Source organism: Streptomyces sp. NPDC003248, from assembly GCF_055563235.1.
This window is the reverse complement of record NZ_JBVHDT010000003.1, coordinates 516,501-533,836: the sequence shown is the minus strand read 5'-3', so window position 1 is coordinate 533,836 and position 17,336 is coordinate 516,501. Positions and strand designations below refer to the sequence as shown.

The window sequence follows — 17,336 nt, the reverse complement described above, 5'->3', positions numbered from 1 at the left end:
ATCGTGGAGAACCTGATTGCGCTGCTGATCGCGGCGCCCCTGCTCGGAGCGGCCGTCCTCCTGGTCGGCGGCCGCCGGCTCGATGCCGTCGGCCACTGGATCGGCACCCTGCTCGCGGCCGTCTCCTTCGTGATCGGCCTCGTCCTCTTCGCCGGTCTGCTCGGCAGGGACGCCGACGACCGGACGCTGACGCAGTACCTGTTCAGCTGGATCCCGGTCGAGGGCTTCCAGGCGGACGTCGCCTTCCGGCTCGACCAGTTGTCGATGACGTTCGTGCTGCTGATCACGGGTGTCGGCTCGCTGATCCACCTGTACTCGGTCGGGTACATGGAGCACGACGAGCGGCGCCGCCGCTTCTTCGGCTACCTCAACCTGTTCCTCGCGGCGATGCTGCTGCTCGTCCTCGCCGACAACTACCTGCTGCTGTACGTCGGCTGGGAGGGTGTCGGGCTCGCCTCCTACCTACTCATCGGCTTCTGGCAGCACAAGCCCAGCGCCGCCACCGCCGCGAAGAAGGCCTTCCTGGTCAACCGCGTCGGCGACATGGGCCTGTCGATCGCCATCATGCTGCTGTTCACCACCTTCGGCACCTTCGCCTTCGGCCCGCTGCTCGGCACGCACGAGGAGGCGGGGCTCGCCGGTGACGCGTCCGAGGGCCGGCTCACCGCCATCGCCCTGATGCTGCTGCTCGCGGCCTGCGGCAAGTCCGCCCAGGTGCCGTTGCAGTCCTGGCTCGGGGACGCGATGGAGGGCCCGACCCCGGTCTCGGCCCTCATCCACGCGGCGACGATGGTGACCGCGGGCGTCTACCTGATCGTCCGTTCCGCGGCGATCTTCGACCTGGCGCACGACGCACAGCTCGTCGTCACCGTCGTCGGCGCGGTCACGCTCCTGTTCGGTGCGATCGTCGGTTGCGCGAAGGACGACATCAAGAAGGCGCTGGCCGGCTCGACCATGTCGCAGATCGGCTACATGGTGCTGGCCGCGGGCCTCGGCCCCATCGGCTACGCCTTCGCGATCATGCACCTGGTCACGCACGGCTTCTTCAAGGCCGGCCTGTTCCTCGGCGCCGGCTCGGTCATGCACGGCATGGACGACGAGGTCGACATGCGCAGGTACGGCGGCCTGAGGAAGTACATGCCGGTCACCTTCGTCACCTTCGGCCTCGGCTACCTCGCCATCATCGGCTTCCCGGGTCTGTCCGGCTTCTTCTCCAAGGACAAGATCATCGAGGCGGCGTTCGCCAAGGGCGGCACCGAGGGCTGGATCCTGGGCGGCTGCGCGCTGCTGGGCGCGGCTATCACGGCGTACTACATGACACGCGTGATGCTGATGACGTTCTTCGGCGAGGAGCGCTGGAGGAACCGGCCCACACGCTCGCCCGAGGCGCCGAGCGCGGAGCCCGCGGCCGCGCACCACGGCGAGTCCGTTTCCGGGCACGCCGCCGCGACGGCCGAACCGCACCCGCACGAGTCGCCCAAGATCATGACGATCCCGATGGTCGTGCTGGCCGTCGGATCGGTCTTCGCCGGAGCCTTCTTCGGCATCGACGAGCGCTTCGTGCACTGGCTCGAGCCCGTCACCGGGTTCGAACACGGCCACCCGCCGGTCAGCGCCCTCGCGATCACCCTGTCCACGGTGGCGGTGATGGTGATCGGGGTGGCCGTCGCCTACGGGCAGTACGGGCGCCGCCCGGTCCCCGCGGTCGCCCCGCGCGGGTCGCTCCTCACCCGGGCCGCCCGGCGCGACCTGCTCCAGGACGACTTCAACCACGTCGTCCTGGTCCGCGGCGGCGAGCACCTCACACGGTCCCTGGTGTACGTCGACCACACCCTGGTGGACGGCGTCGTCAACGGCACGGCGGCCTCGGTCGGCGGCCTCTCCGGACGCATGCGCAAGCTGCAGAACGGCTTCGCGCGGTCGTACGCGGTCTCGATGTTCGGCGGTGCGGCGGTCCTCATCGCCGCGACCCTGCTGATGAGGGCGGTCTGATACCGATGTCCTTTCCTCTGCTGACAGCGACGGCGGCGCTCCCCGCGCTCGGGGCGGTCGCCACGGCCGCCGTGCCGGCCGCGCGGCGCAACGCCGCCAAAGCGCTGGCGCTGCTGTTCTCGCTCGCCACCCTGGTCCTGGCGATCGTCGTCCTGGTCCGCTTCGACCCGGACGGCGACCGCTACCAGCTCACCGAGTCCCACTCCTGGATCGCGGACTTCGGCGTCCGCTACGAGCTGGGCGTGGACGGCATCGCGGTGGCGCTCATCGTGCTCACTGCACTGCTGATCCCGTTCATCGTCCTGGCGGGCTGGCACGACGCCGACCCGCTGGAGACGGGCAGCAAGCGGTGGCGCCCGACCCAGGGCTTCTTCGCGCTGATCCTCGCCGTCGAGGCGATGGTGATCCTCTCCTTCGAGGCGACCGACGTCTTCCTCTTCTACATCTTCTTCGAAGCCATGCTGATCCCGATGTACTTCCTCATCGGCGGCTTCGGGGACCGGGCCCACGAGCACGGCGAGCAGGCGGCCGCCACCCAGCGGTCGTACGCGGCCGTGAAGTTCCTGCTCTACAACCTGGCCGGCGGGCTGATCATGCTGGCCGCGGTGATCGGGCTGTACGTGGTCGCCGGGAGCTTCTCGCTCACGGAGATCGCCGAGGCCCGGGCCAACGGTTCGCTCGACATGGCGACGACCACCGAACGCTGGCTGTTCCTCGGCTTCTTCTTCGCCTTCGCGGTGAAGGCGCCCCTGTGGCCGCTGCATACCTGGCTGCCCAACGCCATGGGGGAGTCCACCGCCCCGGTCGCCGTCCTCATCACGGCGGTCGTCGACAAGGTGGGCACCTTCGCGATGCTCCGCTTCTGCCTCCAGCTCTTTCCGGAGGCCAGCAAGTGGGCGACGCCCGCCATCCTCGTCCTCGCCCTGATCAGCATCATCTACGGGGCACTGCTCGCCGTCGGGCAGCGGGACATCAAGCGGCTGGTGGCGTACGCGTCGATCTCGCACTTCGGCTTCATCATCCTGGGCATCTTCGCGATGACCAGCCAGGGCCAGTCGGGCGCGACGCTCTACATGGTCAACCACGGCATCTCGACGGCGGCGCTGATGCTCGTCGCCGGCTTCCTGATCTCGCGGCGCGGATCCCGGCTCATCGCCGACTACGGCGGGGTGCAGAAGGTCGCCCCGGTGCTCGCCGGCACCTTCCTGATCGGCGGCCTGGCGACGCTGTCGCTGCCCGGCCTCGCGCCGTTCGTGAGCGAGTTCCTCGTCCTGGTCGGCACGTTCGCGCGCTATCCGGTGATCGGCATCATCGCCACCTTCGGCATCGTCCTCGCCGCGCTGTACACCCTCGTCCTCTACCAGCGGACGATGACGGGCCCGGTGAAACCCGAGGTCTCGGCGATGCCGGACCTCCGCGCGCGGGAGCTGCTGGTGGTCGCCCCGCTGATCGTGCTGCTGATCTTCCTGGGCGTCTACCCGAAGCCCGTCACGGACATCGTCGACCCGGCGGTGCAGCAGACGCTGTCCGACGTACAGAAGAAGGACCCCCAGCCCGAGGTGGAGGCGGCCAAGTGAGCGCAGCAGCCGTCCACAGCCTGTGGACAACAGCGGCCGACCCGATCACGAAGATCGACGCGCCGAAGATCGAATACGCGCAATTGTCGCCCACCCTGATCGTCGTCGGCGCGGCGGTCGTCGGGGTGCTGGTCGAGGCGCTCGTACCGCGCAAGTCCCGCTACGTCGCCCAGCTCTTCGTGTCCGTCGTCGCCCTGGCCGCCGCGTTCGCCGCGGTGGTGGCGCTGGCGGCCGACGGGTACGGCACCACCAAGGCGCGCATCGCCGCGATGGGCGCGATCGCCGTCGACGGACCCGCCCTGTTCCTCCAGGGCACGATCCTGCTGGCCGCCCTGGTCGGCCTCTTCACCTTCGCCGAACGGCGGCTCGACCCGGTGGCGCACGGCAACCGTGTCGACTCCTTCGCCGCGCAGGCCGCCTCCGTGCCGGGCAGCGACAGCGAGAAGGCCGCGGTCAGGGCCGGTTTCACGACCACCGAGGTCTTCCCGCTGCTGCTGTTCGCGGTCGCCGGGATGCTGGTGTTCCCGTCGGCCAACGACCTGCTGACCCTCTTCATCGCCCTGGAAGTCTTCTCGCTGCCGCTGTACCTGCTGTGCGCCCTGGCCCGCCGCAAGCGGCTGATGTCGCAGGAGGCCGCGGTCAAGTACTTCCTGCTCGGCGCCTTCGCCTCCGCGTTCACCCTGTTCGGCATCGCCCTCCTCTACGGCTACGCCGGCTCGGTGTCGTACGCGACCATCGCGCAGGTCGTCGACGGCACGGTCACCGGCGTGACCCCGGCGCTCGCCGACACCATGGGCAACGACGCGCTGCTGCTCGTCGGCGCCGCGATGATCGTCATGGGTCTGCTGTTCAAGGTCGGCGCGGTCCCGTTCCACATGTGGACGCCGGACGTCTACCAGGGCGCGCCGACCCCGGTCACCGGCTTCATGGCCGCCGCGACCAAGGTGGCCGCCTTCGGCGCGCTGCTGCGGATCCTGTACGTCGTGCTGCCCGGCCTGCGCTGGGACTGGCGACCGGTCATGTGGGGTGTCGCGATCGTCACCATGCTGGGCGGTGCGATCGTCGCGATCACGCAGACCGACATCAAGCGGCTGCTGGCGTACTCGTCCATCGCGCACGCGGGATTCATCCTCGCGGGTGTCATCGCGACCACGCCGGACGGCGTGTCGTCCGTCCTGTTCTACCTCGGCGCGTACTCGTTCGTGACGATCGGGGCGTTCGCGGTGGTGACGCTGGTGCGGGACGCCGGCGGCGAGGCGACCCACCTGTCGAAGTGGGCGGGGCTCGGCCGTCGCTCGCCGCTGGTGGCGGCCGTGTTCGCGGTGTTCCTGCTCGCCTTCGCCGGCATTCCGCTGACCTCCGGGTTCGCCGGGAAGTTCGCCGTGTTCAAGGCGGCGGCGGAAGGCGGCGCGGCACCGCTCGTCGTGGTCGGTGTGATCTCGTCGGCGATCGCGGCGTTCTTCTACATCCGCGTCATCGTGCTGATGTTCTTCAGCGAGCCGCGGCCCGAGGGCCCGACCGTCGCCGTGCCGTCGCCGCTGACGACGACGGCGATCGCGGTGGGCGTGGCGGTCACCCTGGTGCTGGGCGTGGCGCCGCAGTACTTCCTGGACCTGGCGGGACAGGCGGGGGTGTTCGTGCGCTGAGCGCCGAGCATCCCGCAGGCCGGCCCGGCACCCGTTCCCGCGGTGCCGGGCCGTCGCCGTGCCGGCCGGCGGACGGCCGGGGACCGCCCCGCGCCGCGCGACGCGGCCCGATCCCGGCGAGCGGCCTGTGGATAACTCCGAAGCTGTCAGTCCGGGCCCCTATCGTGGAGGCAGTGGTCGAAGGACGACGTACGGGGGCCATGCGATGGGCGGGACGGGCGGAATCAAGGAGATGACAGAGATCACCGGGACATTGGGGACGACAGACAGCGAGGCGCTGGCCACGCTGCACCGCGTCTTCGGCTACGACGCCTTCCGCGGCGAGCAGGAAGCGGTCATCGAACACGTGGTGGCCGGCGGTGACGCCGTCGTCCTCATGCCGACCGGTGGCGGCAAGTCGCTCTGCTACCAGATCCCGGCCCTGGTCAGACCGGGTACGGGGATCGTCGTCTCGCCGCTGATCGCGCTGATGCAGGACCAGGTGGACGCCCTGCGGGCGCTCGGTGTGCGCGCCGGCTTCATGAACTCCACGCAGGGCTTCGACGAGCGGCGCGTGGTCGAGGCCGAGTTCCTGGCCGGTGAGCTGGACCTGCTGTACCTGGCCCCGGAGCGGCTGCGCCTGGACACCACGCTGGACCTGCTCTCCCGCGGCAAGATCGCCGTCTTCGCCATCGACGAGGCGCACTGCGTCTCCCAGTGGGGCCACGACTTCCGCCCCGACTACCTCACCCTCTCCCTGCTCGGCGAGCGCTGGCCGGACGTCCCGCGGATCGCGCTCACGGCGACGGCCACGCACGCCACGCACCAGGAGATCACCCAGCGGCTGAACATGCCGGCGGCGCGGCACTTCGTGGCCAGCTTCGACCGGCCCAACATCCAGTACCGGATCGTGCCGAAGTCCGACCCGAAGAAGCAGCTGCTGAGCTTCCTGCGGGAGGAGCACGCGGGCGACGCGGGCATCGTGTACTGCCTCTCCCGCAACTCGGTGGAGAAGACCGCCGAGTTCCTCTCCCGCAACGGCATCGAGGCGGTGCCGTACCACGCCGGCCTGGACGCGGGCACGCGCGCGGCGCACCAGTCCCGGTTCCTGCGGGAGGAAGGCCTGGTCGTGGTGGCGACCATCGCCTTCGGTATGGGCATCGACAAGCCCGACGTGCGGTTCGTCGCCCACCTCGACCTGCCCAAGTCCATCGAGGGCTACTACCAGGAGACCGGCCGCGCGGGCCGCGACCGGCTGCCGTCGACGGCCTGGATGGCGTACGGCCTCAACGACGTCATACAACAGCGCAAGCTGATCCAGTCCGGTGAGGGCGACGAGGCGTTCCGGCGGCGGGCGGCGGCCCACCTGGACTCGATGCTGGCGCTGTGCGAGACGGCCCGGTGCCGCAGAGGGCAGCTCCTCGCCTACTTCGGCCAGGAGCCGGACCCGGAGGGCTGCGGCAACTGCGACACCTGCCTCACCCCGCCGGAGACCTGGGACGGCACGATCGCGGCGCAGAAGGTGCTGTCGACCGTCGTACGGCTCCAGCGGGAGCGGGGGCAGAAGTTCGGCGCGGTGCAGATCGTCGACATCCTGCTGGGCAAGCGCACCGCCAAGGTGATCCAGTTCGACCACGACCAGTTGTCGGTGTTCGGCATCGGCGAGGAGCTGACCGAGGGCGAGTGGCGCGGCGTGGTGCGGCAGCTGCTGGCGCAGGGACTGCTCGCCGTCGAGGGGGAGTACGGCACGCTGGTGCTGACGGAGGACAGCGGGGCGGTGCTGCGGCGCGAGCGGGAGGTGCCGCTGCGCAAGGAACCGAAGAAGCCGACGACCGCGAAGACCGGCTCGTCCTCGTCCGGCCGCGGGGACCGCAAGGCCAGAACGACAGCCGCGGAGCTGCCCGAGGCACTGCTCCCCGCCTTCGAGGCCCTGCGCGCCTGGCGCGCGGAACAGGCCCGCGAGCAGGGCGTCCCGGCGTACGTCATCTTCCACGACGCCACGCTCCGGGAGATCGCCACGGTGTGGCCGGCGTCGGTGCGCGAGCTCGCCGGGGTCAGCGGAGTCGGCGAGAAGAAGCTGGCGACGTACGGGGAGGGCGTGGTCGCCGTGCTGGCGTCGCTGGGCGGAACCTCCGGCCCGGCCCCGGGCGCCTCCCCGGAAGCGGAGGGCCCGGACGGCCTGGAGGACTGGCCGGAGATGGAGGCGGAACCGGAGCCCGAGGACTGGATGTAGACGGCCGGACATCGGGACACGCCCGGGTCGCGGCGGCTGCGAGCGGCAGCTTTCGGCCTACGCGGCCTCGGCGAACGCAGCTCTCGGCCTCCGTGGCTCTGGTGGTCCGCAGTCGGCCGCGGCCTGTCAGTGGCCTCGTGCCGCGTACGCCCTGACGTCGGCGTCGGAGTCGGTCGTGGCTGTGGCGAGGGCCGCCCGGGCCTCCTCGGAGGCGCGGTGCCGGGTCAGGGCGAGGACGGCGGCCTTGCGGACGTCCGCGTTGGGGTCGGCCAGTGCCTTGGCGAGTGCCGGGACCGCGGTGTCGGGAGAGGCGGCCGCCAGGGCCGTGGCGGCACCGGCGCGTACCTGCCACGCCGGGTCCGCCAGGGCGGTCACGGCGCGGGCGGCGAGCGGTGCCGGGCAGCCGACGGTGCCCAGAGCCGCGTAGGCGGCCGCGCGGACCAGGGCGTCGGCGTCGGTGGTGAGGGTGCTCAGCGCCGTGTGGACAGGGGTCACGTCGAAGACGGTGCCCGTGTCCGTGCCGGGGCCGGTCGCGGAGGCGGCGTCCAGGTGGGCCGCGGTCACGGTGGCCAGCGCCTTGGCCACGGTGACGCGCACCTCGCGGGACGGGTCGGTGGGTGCCGTGCGGGCCAGTTCGTCGGCGGCGCCCACGGAGACCAGGGCGCGGACGGCCTCGATGCGGACGGCGATGTCCGTGTCCGTGAGGGCGGCCGTGAACAGGCCGGCGTCGCCCAGGCGCAGGGCGCGCAGTACGTCGAGCGCGGCGGCGCGGACGACGGGGTCGGGCTCGGCCAGCGCCGCGGCGAGGCCGTCGCGCAGGGCGGGCTCGGGCGGCAGGGTCTCCACCAGCTCGCGCAGTGAGGCCGCCGCGGCGGCACGCACCTCGGCGGCGGTGTCGCGCAGCGCCTCGGCGAGCGCGGGACCGCTGCCCGGCGGCACGGTCTCCGTGAGGACGGTGACCGCCTCGCGCCGCACGGCGGGGGCCGGGTCGCTCAGGTAGGGCCGCAGGGCGTCGAGGCCGGGCTGCTCGTCGGCGAGGGCGACCAGGGCCAGCAGACGGGACGAGGACTGCTCGGCGGAGGGCTCGGACTCCGCAGGGGGGAGAGGGACGGAGCCGACGCGGGCGGGCGCGTGGTCCGGGCCGGTTCCTGGAGCGGGGGACGCCACCGGCGCCACGTCGCGTGAGCCGGCCGTGGCCACGTTCTCGGGGCGGACCTCGCCGAGACGCCGGGACGGACCGCCGACGGGGGTGAACTCGTCGACCGGAACCAGATAGGGAGCCACGGGGCGGGCCGTGAACTCCATCGCACCAGAGGGGGACTTGTGCAGATCGAGGTGGTGGAACCAGGACACGTCGTCACGGCGGGGGTGGTCGAGGCGGTCGTGGTAGAGGCCCCAGCGGGACTCCGTGCGGGCCAGGGAGGCCCGCGCGGCCATCTCCGCGCAGTCACGGATGAAGGTGACCTCGGCGCAGCGCATCAGCTCGTGCGGGGTGGCGGCCCCCATCGCGGCGATGTCGTCCCGCATCCGCTCGAACGCCTCCAGGGCGAGGGAGAGACGGGCACCGGACTTCGGCGGCGCCACGTAGTCGTTGACGAAGCGGCGCAGCTTGTACTCGACCTGGGTCTGCGGCGGGCCGTCCGGGTTGCGCAGCGGCCGGTAGACCAGTTCGTGCGCCTCGCGCAGCTGATCCTGCGGCAGCTCGCCCTCGTAGGCCTGGTACCGGGAGGCGTCCGCGCCCGCGAGGTCCCCGTACACGAACGCGCCGATCATGTAGTTGTGCGGTACGCACGCGAGGTCACCGGCGGCGTACAGGCGCGGCACGGTGGTGCGGGCGTGGTCGTCGACGCGGACGCCGGAGGCCGAGTGGCCGCCGCACAGACCGATCTCGGAGATGTGCATCTCGACGTCATGGGTGCGGTAGTCGTGGCCGCGGCCGGAGTGGAAGGTGCCGCGGGTGGGGCGCTCGGTCGAGTGCAGGATCGACTCCAGCGCCGCAACCGATTCCTCGGGAAGATGGCTGAGTTTCAGGTAGACCGGGCCGCGGTCGGAGGCGACCTCCGCCGCGAACTCCGCCATCATCTGGCCCGACCAGTAGTCGGAGTCGACGAAGCGCTCGCCGTGCCGGTTGACCTGGTAGCCGCCGAAGGGATTGGCGACGTAGGCGCAGGCCGGGCCGTTGTAGTCCTTGATCAGCGGGTTGATCTGGAAGCACTCGATGCCGGTCAGCTCGGCGCCCGCGTGGTAGGCCATGGCGTAGCCGTCGCCCGCGTTGGTCGGGTTCTCGTACGTGCCGTAGAGGTAGCCGGAGGCGGGCAGGCCGAGCCGGCCGCAGGCGCCGGTGGCCAGGATCACCGCGCCCGCGCGGACGGTGACGAACCGTCCGGTGCGGGTGTGGAAGCCCGCCGCCCCCACGGCCCGCCGGTCGGGTCCCTCGCCCGCCGTCAGCACCCGCACCGGCATCACACGGTTCTCGATGCGGATCCGCTCCCGCATCTCGCGCCGCCGCAACTGCCGGTACAGCACCTTCTTCACGTCCTTGCCCTCCGGCATCGGCAGGACGTAGGAGCCGGAGCGGTGGACCTGGCGGACCGCGTACTCGCCGTGTTCGTCCTTCTCGAACTTCACGCCGTACGACTCCAGCCGCTGCACCATGGCGAAGCCGCGGGTCGCGGTCTGTCGGACGGTGGACTGGTCGACGATGCCGTCGTTGGCGCGGGTGATCTCGGCGACGTAGTCGTCGGGCTCGGCGCGGCCGGGGACGACCGCGTTGTTGACGCCGTCCATGCCCATCGCGAGGGCGCCGGAGTGGCGGACGTGCGCCTTCTCCAGCAGCAGCACGTCCGCACCGCGCTCGGCGGCCGTCAGGGCGGCCATCGTGCCGGCGGTGCCCCCGCCGATGACCAGGACGTCGCAGGTCAGCTCTTCGGCGTCGGTGAGCGCGGGGATCTGCACAGGGGTGTTGACGGGGGTGGCCACCAGGGTGCCTTTCACGTGCCGAGGGAGGTGAGGACGTCGCGGCGCAGGGCCACGCGGGCCGGGTCGTCGTGGGCGGCGCGGTCGCGCGGGCGGGGGACGTTCCGGACGGCGAGGAGGCCGTTCGCGCCGAGCAGGGCGACGCGGTCGCCGAGGAAGAGGGCCTCGTCGACGTCGTGGGTGACGAAGACGACGGTCGCGCCCGTGCCGTGCAGCACCTCCACCAGCAGGTCCTGCATGCCGGCCCGGGTCTGGGCGTCGAGCGCGCCGAACGGTTCGTCCATGAGGACCGCGCGCGGCCCGGCGGCCAGGGCGCGGGCCAGCTGGGCGCGCTGGCGCTGTCCTCCGGAGACGCGGTGGGGCAACTGCCGGGCCACTTCGGCGAGTCCGACCCGGTCGAGCCAGGAGCCGGCCTGCCTGCGGCGTTCCGCGCGCGGCCGGCCCCGTACGGCGAGGGCCAGCTCGACGTTGGCGCGCAGGGTGCGCCAGGGCAGGAGCGCGTCCTCCTGGAAGACCAGCGCGCGGTCCGCCGCCGGTCCGGTGATCCGGTGGCCGTCCTGCTCCACCGTTCCGGCGAGGGCGGGCAGCAGACCGGCCAGGGTGCGCAGCAGGGTGGACTTGCCGCAGCCCGAGGGGCCGACGACGGTGAGGATCTCCCCCGGGACCACGTCGAGATCGACGCCGGTCAGGGCGGGGGCGTCCGGGCGGCCGAGTGCGGCGGCGCGCAAGGTGAGCCGGGTACCGCGGACCGGCGCGGGTGCGGCCCTGTCCGGGCCGGCCGGGAGGGGACCGGCCTTCTCCGCGCCCGTGGCGGTCGCGCCGGACGTGCGGCGCCGGGACGTCTCAGACGAGGTGCTCATCGTGTGCCTCCTCGGCCTCGGATGCGGGTCCCCCGCCGACAGGGGAGGCAGCGGACGGCACCGGCGCTGCGGCCCGTGCTGCCCGTGGCCGGGCCACGGGAACGTACGAGGTCCGGGGCAGCCAGTGGGTGAGGCGGCGGCCCAGGAGTTCCACGGCCGTGGACGTCGCCCAGCCGAGGACGCCGATGGTGACCATGCCGACGAAGACGCCGGGGTAGTCGACGACCGTGTAGTCCTGCCAGGTGCGGTAGCCGACGCCGTACTGGCCGGAGATCATCTCCGCGGAGATCACGCAGATCCACGACACGCCGATGCCGACCGACAGGCCGCCGAAGATGCCGGGCAGCGCGCCCGGCAGGACGACCGAGCGGAGGACGCGCCACCGGCCGCCGCCCAGGGTGAGGACCGCTTCCTCCCAGACGGGGGAGAGGGCGCGGACCGCGTGCCGGGTGGAGACCAGCACGGGGAAGAAGGCGGCGGCGAAGGTGATGAAGACGATGCCCTGTTCGTTGGAGGGGAAGAGGAGGATCGCCACGGGGACCAGGGCGATCGCCGGGATGGGGCGGATCACCTCCAGGAGCGGGCCGAGCAGGTCCTCGGCGAGCCGCGAGCGCGCCACGAGCACGCCCACGGCCACTCCCAGGACGGCGGCCAGCAGGAACCCCGCGAGGATGCGGGTGACGCTGTCGGTGAGGTCCGTCCAGTAGTCGCCGCCGGTGAGCCGGTCGGCGAAGGCGCGGGTGACGTCGGTGACGGTGGGGAACTGCGAGAAGCGCAGCCAGAGGTCGATCTTCAGGCTGGTCACCAGCTGCCACAGGCCGAGGGCGGCGGCGAGGGAGAGCAGCCGCAGGGCATAGCGGCCGGAGCGCGGCGCGGGCCGGGTCACGCGGCACGCTCCAGGGCTTCGGCGTACGAGACGGTGCGGGCGCCGCCGTGGGCGTCGGTGTAGGCCTGCGCGGTCGCCGGGGCGACGAAGGGGAGCAGCGCCGAACCGTCCGCCACCCAGACCGCCTTGTCGGCGAACCAGAGGGTGCCGGTGTCGGCGTCGGGGACGTAGGCGGCGCGGATGCCGTCGGGGTGCGCGGCCACGTAGGCCAGCAGGTCGGCGGGTGAGGTGAAGGCCCGGGTCTCGGTGGCGCCCTTCGGCCAGACCTCGCTCCGGGCCGGTGGGGGCGTGGCGGCGAGCTGCTCGGCGTACGAGGAACCGAGGGCCTTCTTCACGTACTGGTCGTCGACGAAGGCGTCCACGTCGATGTCCCCGGTCAGCTTCGCCGCCTTCAGGACCGACACGTCCTTCTTCAGGGCGGCGACCAGCTGCGGCTTGACGGACGGGTCGAAGGTGGCGATGCCGTGGGCGCCGTTGTAGAGGTAGACGACCTCGGCGGGCAGGTCGGTCGCCTTCGCGACCTTCTCGGCCGCGGCGACGGGGTGCGCGGAGAGGTACGCGGTGGCCTCGGCCTGCGCCTTCAGGAACGCCTCCAGCACGGCCGGCCGTTTCTTCGCGAAGTCCTCGCGGGCGGTGACGCCGTGGAAGGTGGGCAGGTCGAGCTGGGCGCCGTCGTACAGGGCTTTCGCCTTGCCCTGGTGGACGAGCAGGCCGGGCCAGGCGACGAACTGGGAGAGGGCGTCCGCGCTGCCCGCCGAGAGCGCGGAGGCACCCACCGCGGGCTGCTGGTTGAGCTTCTCGATGCCCTTGTCCGGGTCGATGCCGGCGCGTTGCAGGGCCCGGACGAGGGTGCCGTCGGCGGCCGAGCCCACGCTCGTGGAGACCTTCTTGCCCTTGAGGTCGGTGAGGGAGGTCAGCGGGGAATCGGGGGCGGTGACGATGGTGTTGAGGCCGCCGCGCAGGTTGTAGCCGGTGACCGAGACCAGATGGGTGGGGCGGCCGAGCTGCTTGCCGCGCGCCGCGTTGATGAGCAGGGGGAAGTCGCCCATCGAGCCGATGTCGATCTTGCCCGCGGTCATCTGGGCGGTGATGGGGGCGCCGGTGGCGAAGTCCTGCCACTGCACCTTGTAGGTGGTGCCGTCGTCGAGGGAGTCGAGCTGCTTCTCGAAGTAGCCGAGGGAGCGCAGGAGGGTTCCCGCGGTGACGGTGTTGATCGTCTTGGACTGGTAGCCGACGGTGACGGTGACCGTGGAGCCGTCACCGGCCTCGGCGTCGCCGCCGCAGGCGGTGAGGGGCAGCAGGAGGGTGGCGGCGAGGGCGGCCGCGATGCGTTTCACGGGGAGCGGACCTTTCACCGGAGCAGGTAGGGCATGTTGACCGTGACGGCTCCGGTGGGACAGCGGGCCGCGCACGGGCCGCAGTACCAGCACTCGTCGACGTGCATGTACGCCTTGCCGTTGCTCTCGTCGATGGCGAGGGAGTCCAGCGGGCACATGTCCACGCAGAGGGTGCAGCCGTCGATGCACTTCGACTCGTCGATCGTCACGGGCACGTCGGCCCGCTGGGGCACCAAGGGCATGGCTGTCTCCAGGGAAATCGCGTGGGAAATTCCGCGAGGCGGTGAACCGGTCGGCCCCTGCCGAACGATGAAGGGGTGGGACGCGAGGGAACGAAGGGGGCGAGGGCCGGTGCGGTGGGTGTCAGCGGGAGCGGTGCAGCAGACCGCTCATGGAGATGCGGTCGCCGCGGAAGCGGATGAACTCCAGGTCCACGGGGCGGCCGTCGGCGAGGTGGGTGAGGCGTTCCAGCATCAGGACGGCCGCCCCGCGCGGGGCTTCCAGTACGGCGGCGGAGTGGGCGTCGGCACTCACCGCCTCCAGGGTGATCTCCGCGTGCCCGAGGCGTTGGCCGGTGGCGGCCTCCAGGAGGCGGAAGACGTCGGTGTTCTCCAGGTCGGCGCCGAGCAGGTCGGCGCCGATGTCGAGCGGGATGTAGGTCAGGTCGAGAGACAGGGGGAGACCGCCCAGGCGGCGCAGACGTTCGATGTAGAGGACGTCGGCGCCGGGCGGGACATGGAGGCGGTCGGCCACCGGAGCCGGCGCGGGCACGGGGGCCATGGTGCGGACCTCGTTGGTGACCTGGCCGTGTTCGTGCAGCGTCTCCGCGAGGCCCATCAGCCGGTCGAGGCCGTGCGGGTACTTCTGGGCCACGACCACCGTGCCGACACCGGGCAGGCGTTCCACGAGCCCCTCCGCCCGCAGGAGGTCGAGCGCCTGGCGGACGGTGTTGCGGGAGGCGCGGTAGTCGGCGGCGAGGGCGGACTCGTGGGGCAGCGTGCCGGCCGGGAAGCCGCCCGTGAGGAGCTGGCGGCGCAGGAGGTCGGCGAGCTGGCGGGCCTGGTCCGCGCGCAGCCGGCGACGTGCGCGGTGGGCGGCGACGGTGGTCGCGCCCTGGCCGGCGTGGTCTCGGACGCGCTCGGTGGATGGCATGTTCTGGACCATACCGAGGGGGGTGAGGAAGTGGTGTTGCTGAAGTATTGCGCCACCTGACGATGGGGCAGTAACCCTTCTGACCTGCTGTTTTCCGGTGGCTGTGGGAAAGATCTGCCACCCGGTCCGGCGCCGGGCGAGGGCTGTCGGCGGGGTGTTCAGGCCAGTGCCGTCAGCCCCGGTGCGAAGGTGATCAGGAGGGGCAGCAGCGGGACCAGCGCGGCGACCGTCGTCGTCAGCGCGCGGTGCCGGCGGAGCAGCCGTGGGGGTGGCTGGAGGAGGCGGTCCACGCGTTCCCCCAGGAGCCGGCGGCTCGACGCGCAGGACAGGACGCCCCGGTGCTGGTTCAGCTCGATCAGGGCCAGGGCCGTCGTCAGATGGCCGCAGCGGCGGGACGCGGTGTCGTCGGCGGCGAGTTCGACCAGCCGGTGGGTCTGGTCGCAGAAGTGGGCGAACAGCGGAATGCGCGGGAAGCCCGTCGCCAGGGCCGTCGACAGGTGCAGCAGCCAGTCGTGGTGGGCCCGTGCGTGACCGCGTTCATGGGTGAGGACCGCGTCGAGTTGATGGGAGGTGAGGCGGTGCAGGGCACCGGTGGTCACGATCAGTTGGGGAGGGTTGCCCGGCATCCACCAGGCGTCCGGGTACTCGTCCTCCAGGACGAGCAGCGGACCCCGGGCCGCGGGCAGGCCCGCGGGGAGGTCGGGGGCGCGCTCCCGCAGATGGGCGCGGGCCGTGGTGCGCCGTCGGCGGGCTTCGGCCGCTTCACGGGCGAGCATCGCGGTGGTCCAGGCCGCCCCGCAGGCCAGCAGCAGGGTGAGGGCGGTCGCCCACACCGGGGCGGTGGACAGGTCGTACGCCTCGGTCACCGCCGGCGGGGCGGGGGCGAAGACCTGGGCGCGGACGGTCTGGAAGACGGCGGCGGCACCCAGCACCAGGGCCGTCAGACAGCACAGCAGGACCGTGGCGACCAGGCACTGCCACACCCACAGGGCGACCACCGGCTCCCGCTCGGTCCACCCGGCACGGGTCAGCGCACGCGGGGCCGGCACGGCGGCCGCCAGCGCGACGGCGCTCAGCAGGAGCAGGCAGAGGGTCATGCCACGGGCTCCGGATCCTGGTCGGAGGGGACAGGGAGGGGAGAAGGCGGACCGGACGGGCGCGCTCCGGGTGCGCCCGCCCCGAGGGCGTGCGTACGGCGGGCCCGGTACGGGGACCGTGCCCGCCGCCAGTATGACGGCGACCGGCGCCGGAGTCAGCCCGCGAGAACCCGCCCGCTCACCTCGCCCAGGCCCACCCGCAGACCGTCCGGCCCCGGAGCCCAGGCCGACAGGGTCACCACGTCACCGTCCTCCAGGTACGTGCGCTTGCCGTCGGGCAGCTCCAAGGGGTCACGGCCGTTCCAGGTCAGCTCCAGCAGGGAGCCGCGCTGGTGTGCGGCCGGTCCGCTCACCGTGCCCGAACCGTACAGGTCACCGGTGCGTACGGAGGCGCCGTTGACCGTCAGATGGGCGAGCTGCTGGGCGGCCGTCCAGTACATGGTGGAGAAAGGGGGTTCGGAGACGATGTGACCGTTGACGGCGACGGAGATGCGCAGGTCGTAACCGGCGGGTTCGGCGGACGTGTCGTCCAGGTAGGGGAGCAGGGCATGGGTGCGCTCCGGGGGCGGGACCCGGGCCGCCTCCAGCGCCTCCAGCGGGGTGATCCACGCGGAGACCGACGTGGCGAAGGACTTGGCCAGGAACGGGCCGAGCGGCACGTACTCCCAGGCCTGGATGTCGCGGGCCGACCAGTCGTTGAGGAGGCACAGCCCGAAGACGTGCTCGCGGAAACCGGCCAGCGGGACCGGCCGGCCGGGCCGCGACGGCACGCCCACCACGAAGCCGACCTCGGCCTCGATGTCGAGCCGTGCGGACGGGCCGAAGACGGGGGCGGTGTCGGCGGGTGCCTTGCGCTGGCCCGACGGGCGGACGACGTCCGTGCCGGAGACCACGACCGTGCCGGCCCGGCCGTGGTAACCGACCGGCAGATGCTTCCAGTTGGGCAGGAGGGTGTCCGCGGCGTCCGGACGGAAGATGGCGCCCGCGTTCCGGGCGTGGTGTTCGGAGGAGTAGAAGTCGACGTAGTCGGCGACGTCGAACGGCAGGTGCAGGGTCACCGACGAGAGGGGGTGCAGGAGCGGGGCGAGGCGGTCGTGGCGGGAGGGGTCCGTGATCCACTCCGTCAGCGAGTTCCGCACCTCGGACCAGACGCCGCGCCCTGCCGCCAGCAGGGGGTTGAGGGTCGGGCGGGTGAGCAGGGCGGCGTGCGGTGAGCCGCAGGCCCGGGCCGCCGCGCCCGCGTCCAGGACGTGGTCGCCGAGCCGGACGCCGATGGTCCGCTGCTCGGAGCCGGGGCGGGAGAAGGCGCCGTAGGGGAGGTTGTGCGGGCCGAAGGGGTCGCCCTCGGGAAGGCCGAAGGGGGGCAAGGGGGGCATGGGGTGCTGCCTCGCTTTCGTGCTCGCCGTGGATGCGCCGCGTGTGCGCCGCGCATGCGCCTTTGCGCACAAGTGTTCGTCGTGGCCGGGGCGCTGCGTGTGGGTGTCCGCGGGTGCTCGACCGACGGTCCGCGGGGTGGTGCGCGGGTGTGCCCGGCCGTCGCACACGTTACGGCTGACCTCGCGGGAGGGGCACCGCGGCGCCACGGAAGGGATGACGAAAGT

The 17,336-nt window shown here is 72.3% G+C and carries 12 protein-coding genes; 4 read left to right on the top strand and 8 right to left on the bottom strand.

Features of this window, described 5'->3' with window-relative positions; genetic code table 11:
* Positions 1–3: 3 nt before the first annotated feature.
* From nuoL to recQ, 4 genes are all read left to right on the top strand, one after another.
* A complete protein-coding gene (gene nuoL / locus ACZ3KJ_RS11220) occupies positions 4–1,992 on the top strand; it encodes an NADH-quinone oxidoreductase subunit L (protein ID WP_467526239.1) in 1,989 nt (662 codons plus the stop codon).
* Positions 1,993–1,997: 5 nt separating this feature from the next.
* Entirely contained in the window at positions 1,998–3,569 is a 1,572-nt protein-coding gene (locus ACZ3KJ_RS11215) for an NADH-quinone oxidoreductase subunit M (RefSeq protein ID WP_467526238.1), read from the top strand.
* Positions 3,566–5,215, top strand: a complete 1,650-nt coding sequence (nuoN, locus tag ACZ3KJ_RS11210) for an NADH-quinone oxidoreductase subunit NuoN (RefSeq protein ID WP_389513090.1) — start codon at positions 3,566–3,568, stop codon at positions 5,213–5,215. Before ACZ3KJ_RS11215 ends, nuoN begins: the two co-directional genes overlap by 4 nt.
* A gap of 205 nt (positions 5,216–5,420) precedes the next feature.
* The gene (gene recQ / locus ACZ3KJ_RS11205; protein WP_467526237.1) at positions 5,421–7,427 is read left to right on the top strand and encodes a DNA helicase RecQ; all 2,007 of its coding nucleotides are present in this window, start codon (positions 5,421–5,423) and stop codon (positions 7,425–7,427) included.
* A 126-nt stretch (positions 7,428–7,553) separates the two neighbouring features.
* On the opposite strand, the gene ACZ3KJ_RS11200 is transcribed toward recQ, so the two are convergent.
* The 8 genes from ACZ3KJ_RS11200 to fahA all read right to left on the bottom strand — a co-directional run bounded on the left by ACZ3KJ_RS11200 (position 7,554) and on the right by fahA (position 17,102).
* On the bottom strand, positions 7,554–10,406 hold the full coding sequence (locus tag ACZ3KJ_RS11200) for a fumarate reductase/succinate dehydrogenase flavoprotein subunit (protein WP_467526368.1): 2,853 nt from the start codon (positions 10,404–10,406) through the stop codon (positions 7,554–7,556).
* Between the two features lie 11 nt (positions 10,407–10,417).
* A complete protein-coding gene (locus tag ACZ3KJ_RS11195) occupies positions 10,418–11,263 on the bottom strand; it encodes an ABC transporter ATP-binding protein (RefSeq protein ID WP_467526236.1) in 846 nt (281 codons plus the stop codon).
* Positions 11,247–12,149, bottom strand: a complete 903-nt coding sequence (locus tag ACZ3KJ_RS11190) for an ABC transporter permease (protein ID WP_467526235.1) — start codon at positions 12,147–12,149, stop codon at positions 11,247–11,249. The genes ACZ3KJ_RS11195 and ACZ3KJ_RS11190 overlap by 17 nt, the downstream gene beginning before the upstream one ends.
* A complete protein-coding gene (locus ACZ3KJ_RS11185) occupies positions 12,146–13,486 on the bottom strand; it encodes an ABC transporter substrate-binding protein (protein ID WP_467526234.1) in 1,341 nt (446 codons plus the stop codon). Before ACZ3KJ_RS11185 ends, ACZ3KJ_RS11190 begins: the two co-directional genes overlap by 4 nt.
* 14 nt (positions 13,487–13,500) lie before the next feature.
* Positions 13,501–13,728, bottom strand: coding sequence for a 4Fe-4S dicluster domain-containing protein (locus tag ACZ3KJ_RS11180; protein WP_030790138.1), 228 nt, complete (start codon positions 13,726–13,728; stop codon positions 13,501–13,503).
* 121 nt (positions 13,729–13,849) lie between these two features.
* The gene (locus ACZ3KJ_RS11175; protein ID WP_467526233.1) at positions 13,850–14,638 is read right to left on the bottom strand and encodes a GntR family transcriptional regulator; all 789 of its coding nucleotides are present in this window, start codon (positions 14,636–14,638) and stop codon (positions 13,850–13,852) included.
* Between the two features lie 158 nt (positions 14,639–14,796).
* Positions 14,797–15,735, bottom strand: a complete 939-nt coding sequence (locus ACZ3KJ_RS11170) for a M56 family metallopeptidase (protein WP_467526232.1) — start codon at positions 15,733–15,735, stop codon at positions 14,797–14,799.
* 155 nt (positions 15,736–15,890) lie between these two features.
* On the bottom strand, positions 15,891–17,102 hold the full coding sequence (gene fahA / locus ACZ3KJ_RS11165) for a fumarylacetoacetase (RefSeq protein WP_467526367.1): 1,212 nt from the start codon (positions 17,100–17,102) through the stop codon (positions 15,891–15,893).
* Between the last annotated feature and the right edge of the window lie 234 nt (positions 17,103–17,336).

What these genes read in the sequence shown, in the direction of transcription:
- ACZ3KJ_RS11215 (WP_467526238.1), top strand. Translation starts at nt 1,998, where the DNA reads ATGTCCTTTCCTCTGCTGACAGCGACGGCGGCGCTCCCCGCGCTCGGG.
- recQ (WP_467526237.1), top strand. Translation starts at nt 5,421, where the DNA reads ATGGGCGGGACGGGCGGAATCAAGGAGATGACAGAGATCACCGGGACA.
- ACZ3KJ_RS11195 (WP_467526236.1), bottom strand. Translation starts at nt 11,263, where the DNA reads ATGAGCACCTCGTCTGAGACGTCCCGGCGCCGCACGTCCGGCGCGACC.
- ACZ3KJ_RS11180 (WP_030790138.1), bottom strand. Translation starts at nt 13,728, where the DNA reads ATGCCCTTGGTGCCCCAGCGGGCCGACGTGCCCGTGACGATCGACGAG.
- ACZ3KJ_RS11175 (WP_467526233.1), bottom strand. Translation starts at nt 14,638, where the DNA reads ATGCCATCCACCGAGCGCGTCCGAGACCACGCCGGCCAGGGCGCGACC.
- ACZ3KJ_RS11170 (WP_467526232.1), bottom strand. Translation starts at nt 15,735, where the DNA reads ATGACCCTCTGCCTGCTCCTGCTGAGCGCCGTCGCGCTGGCGGCCGCC.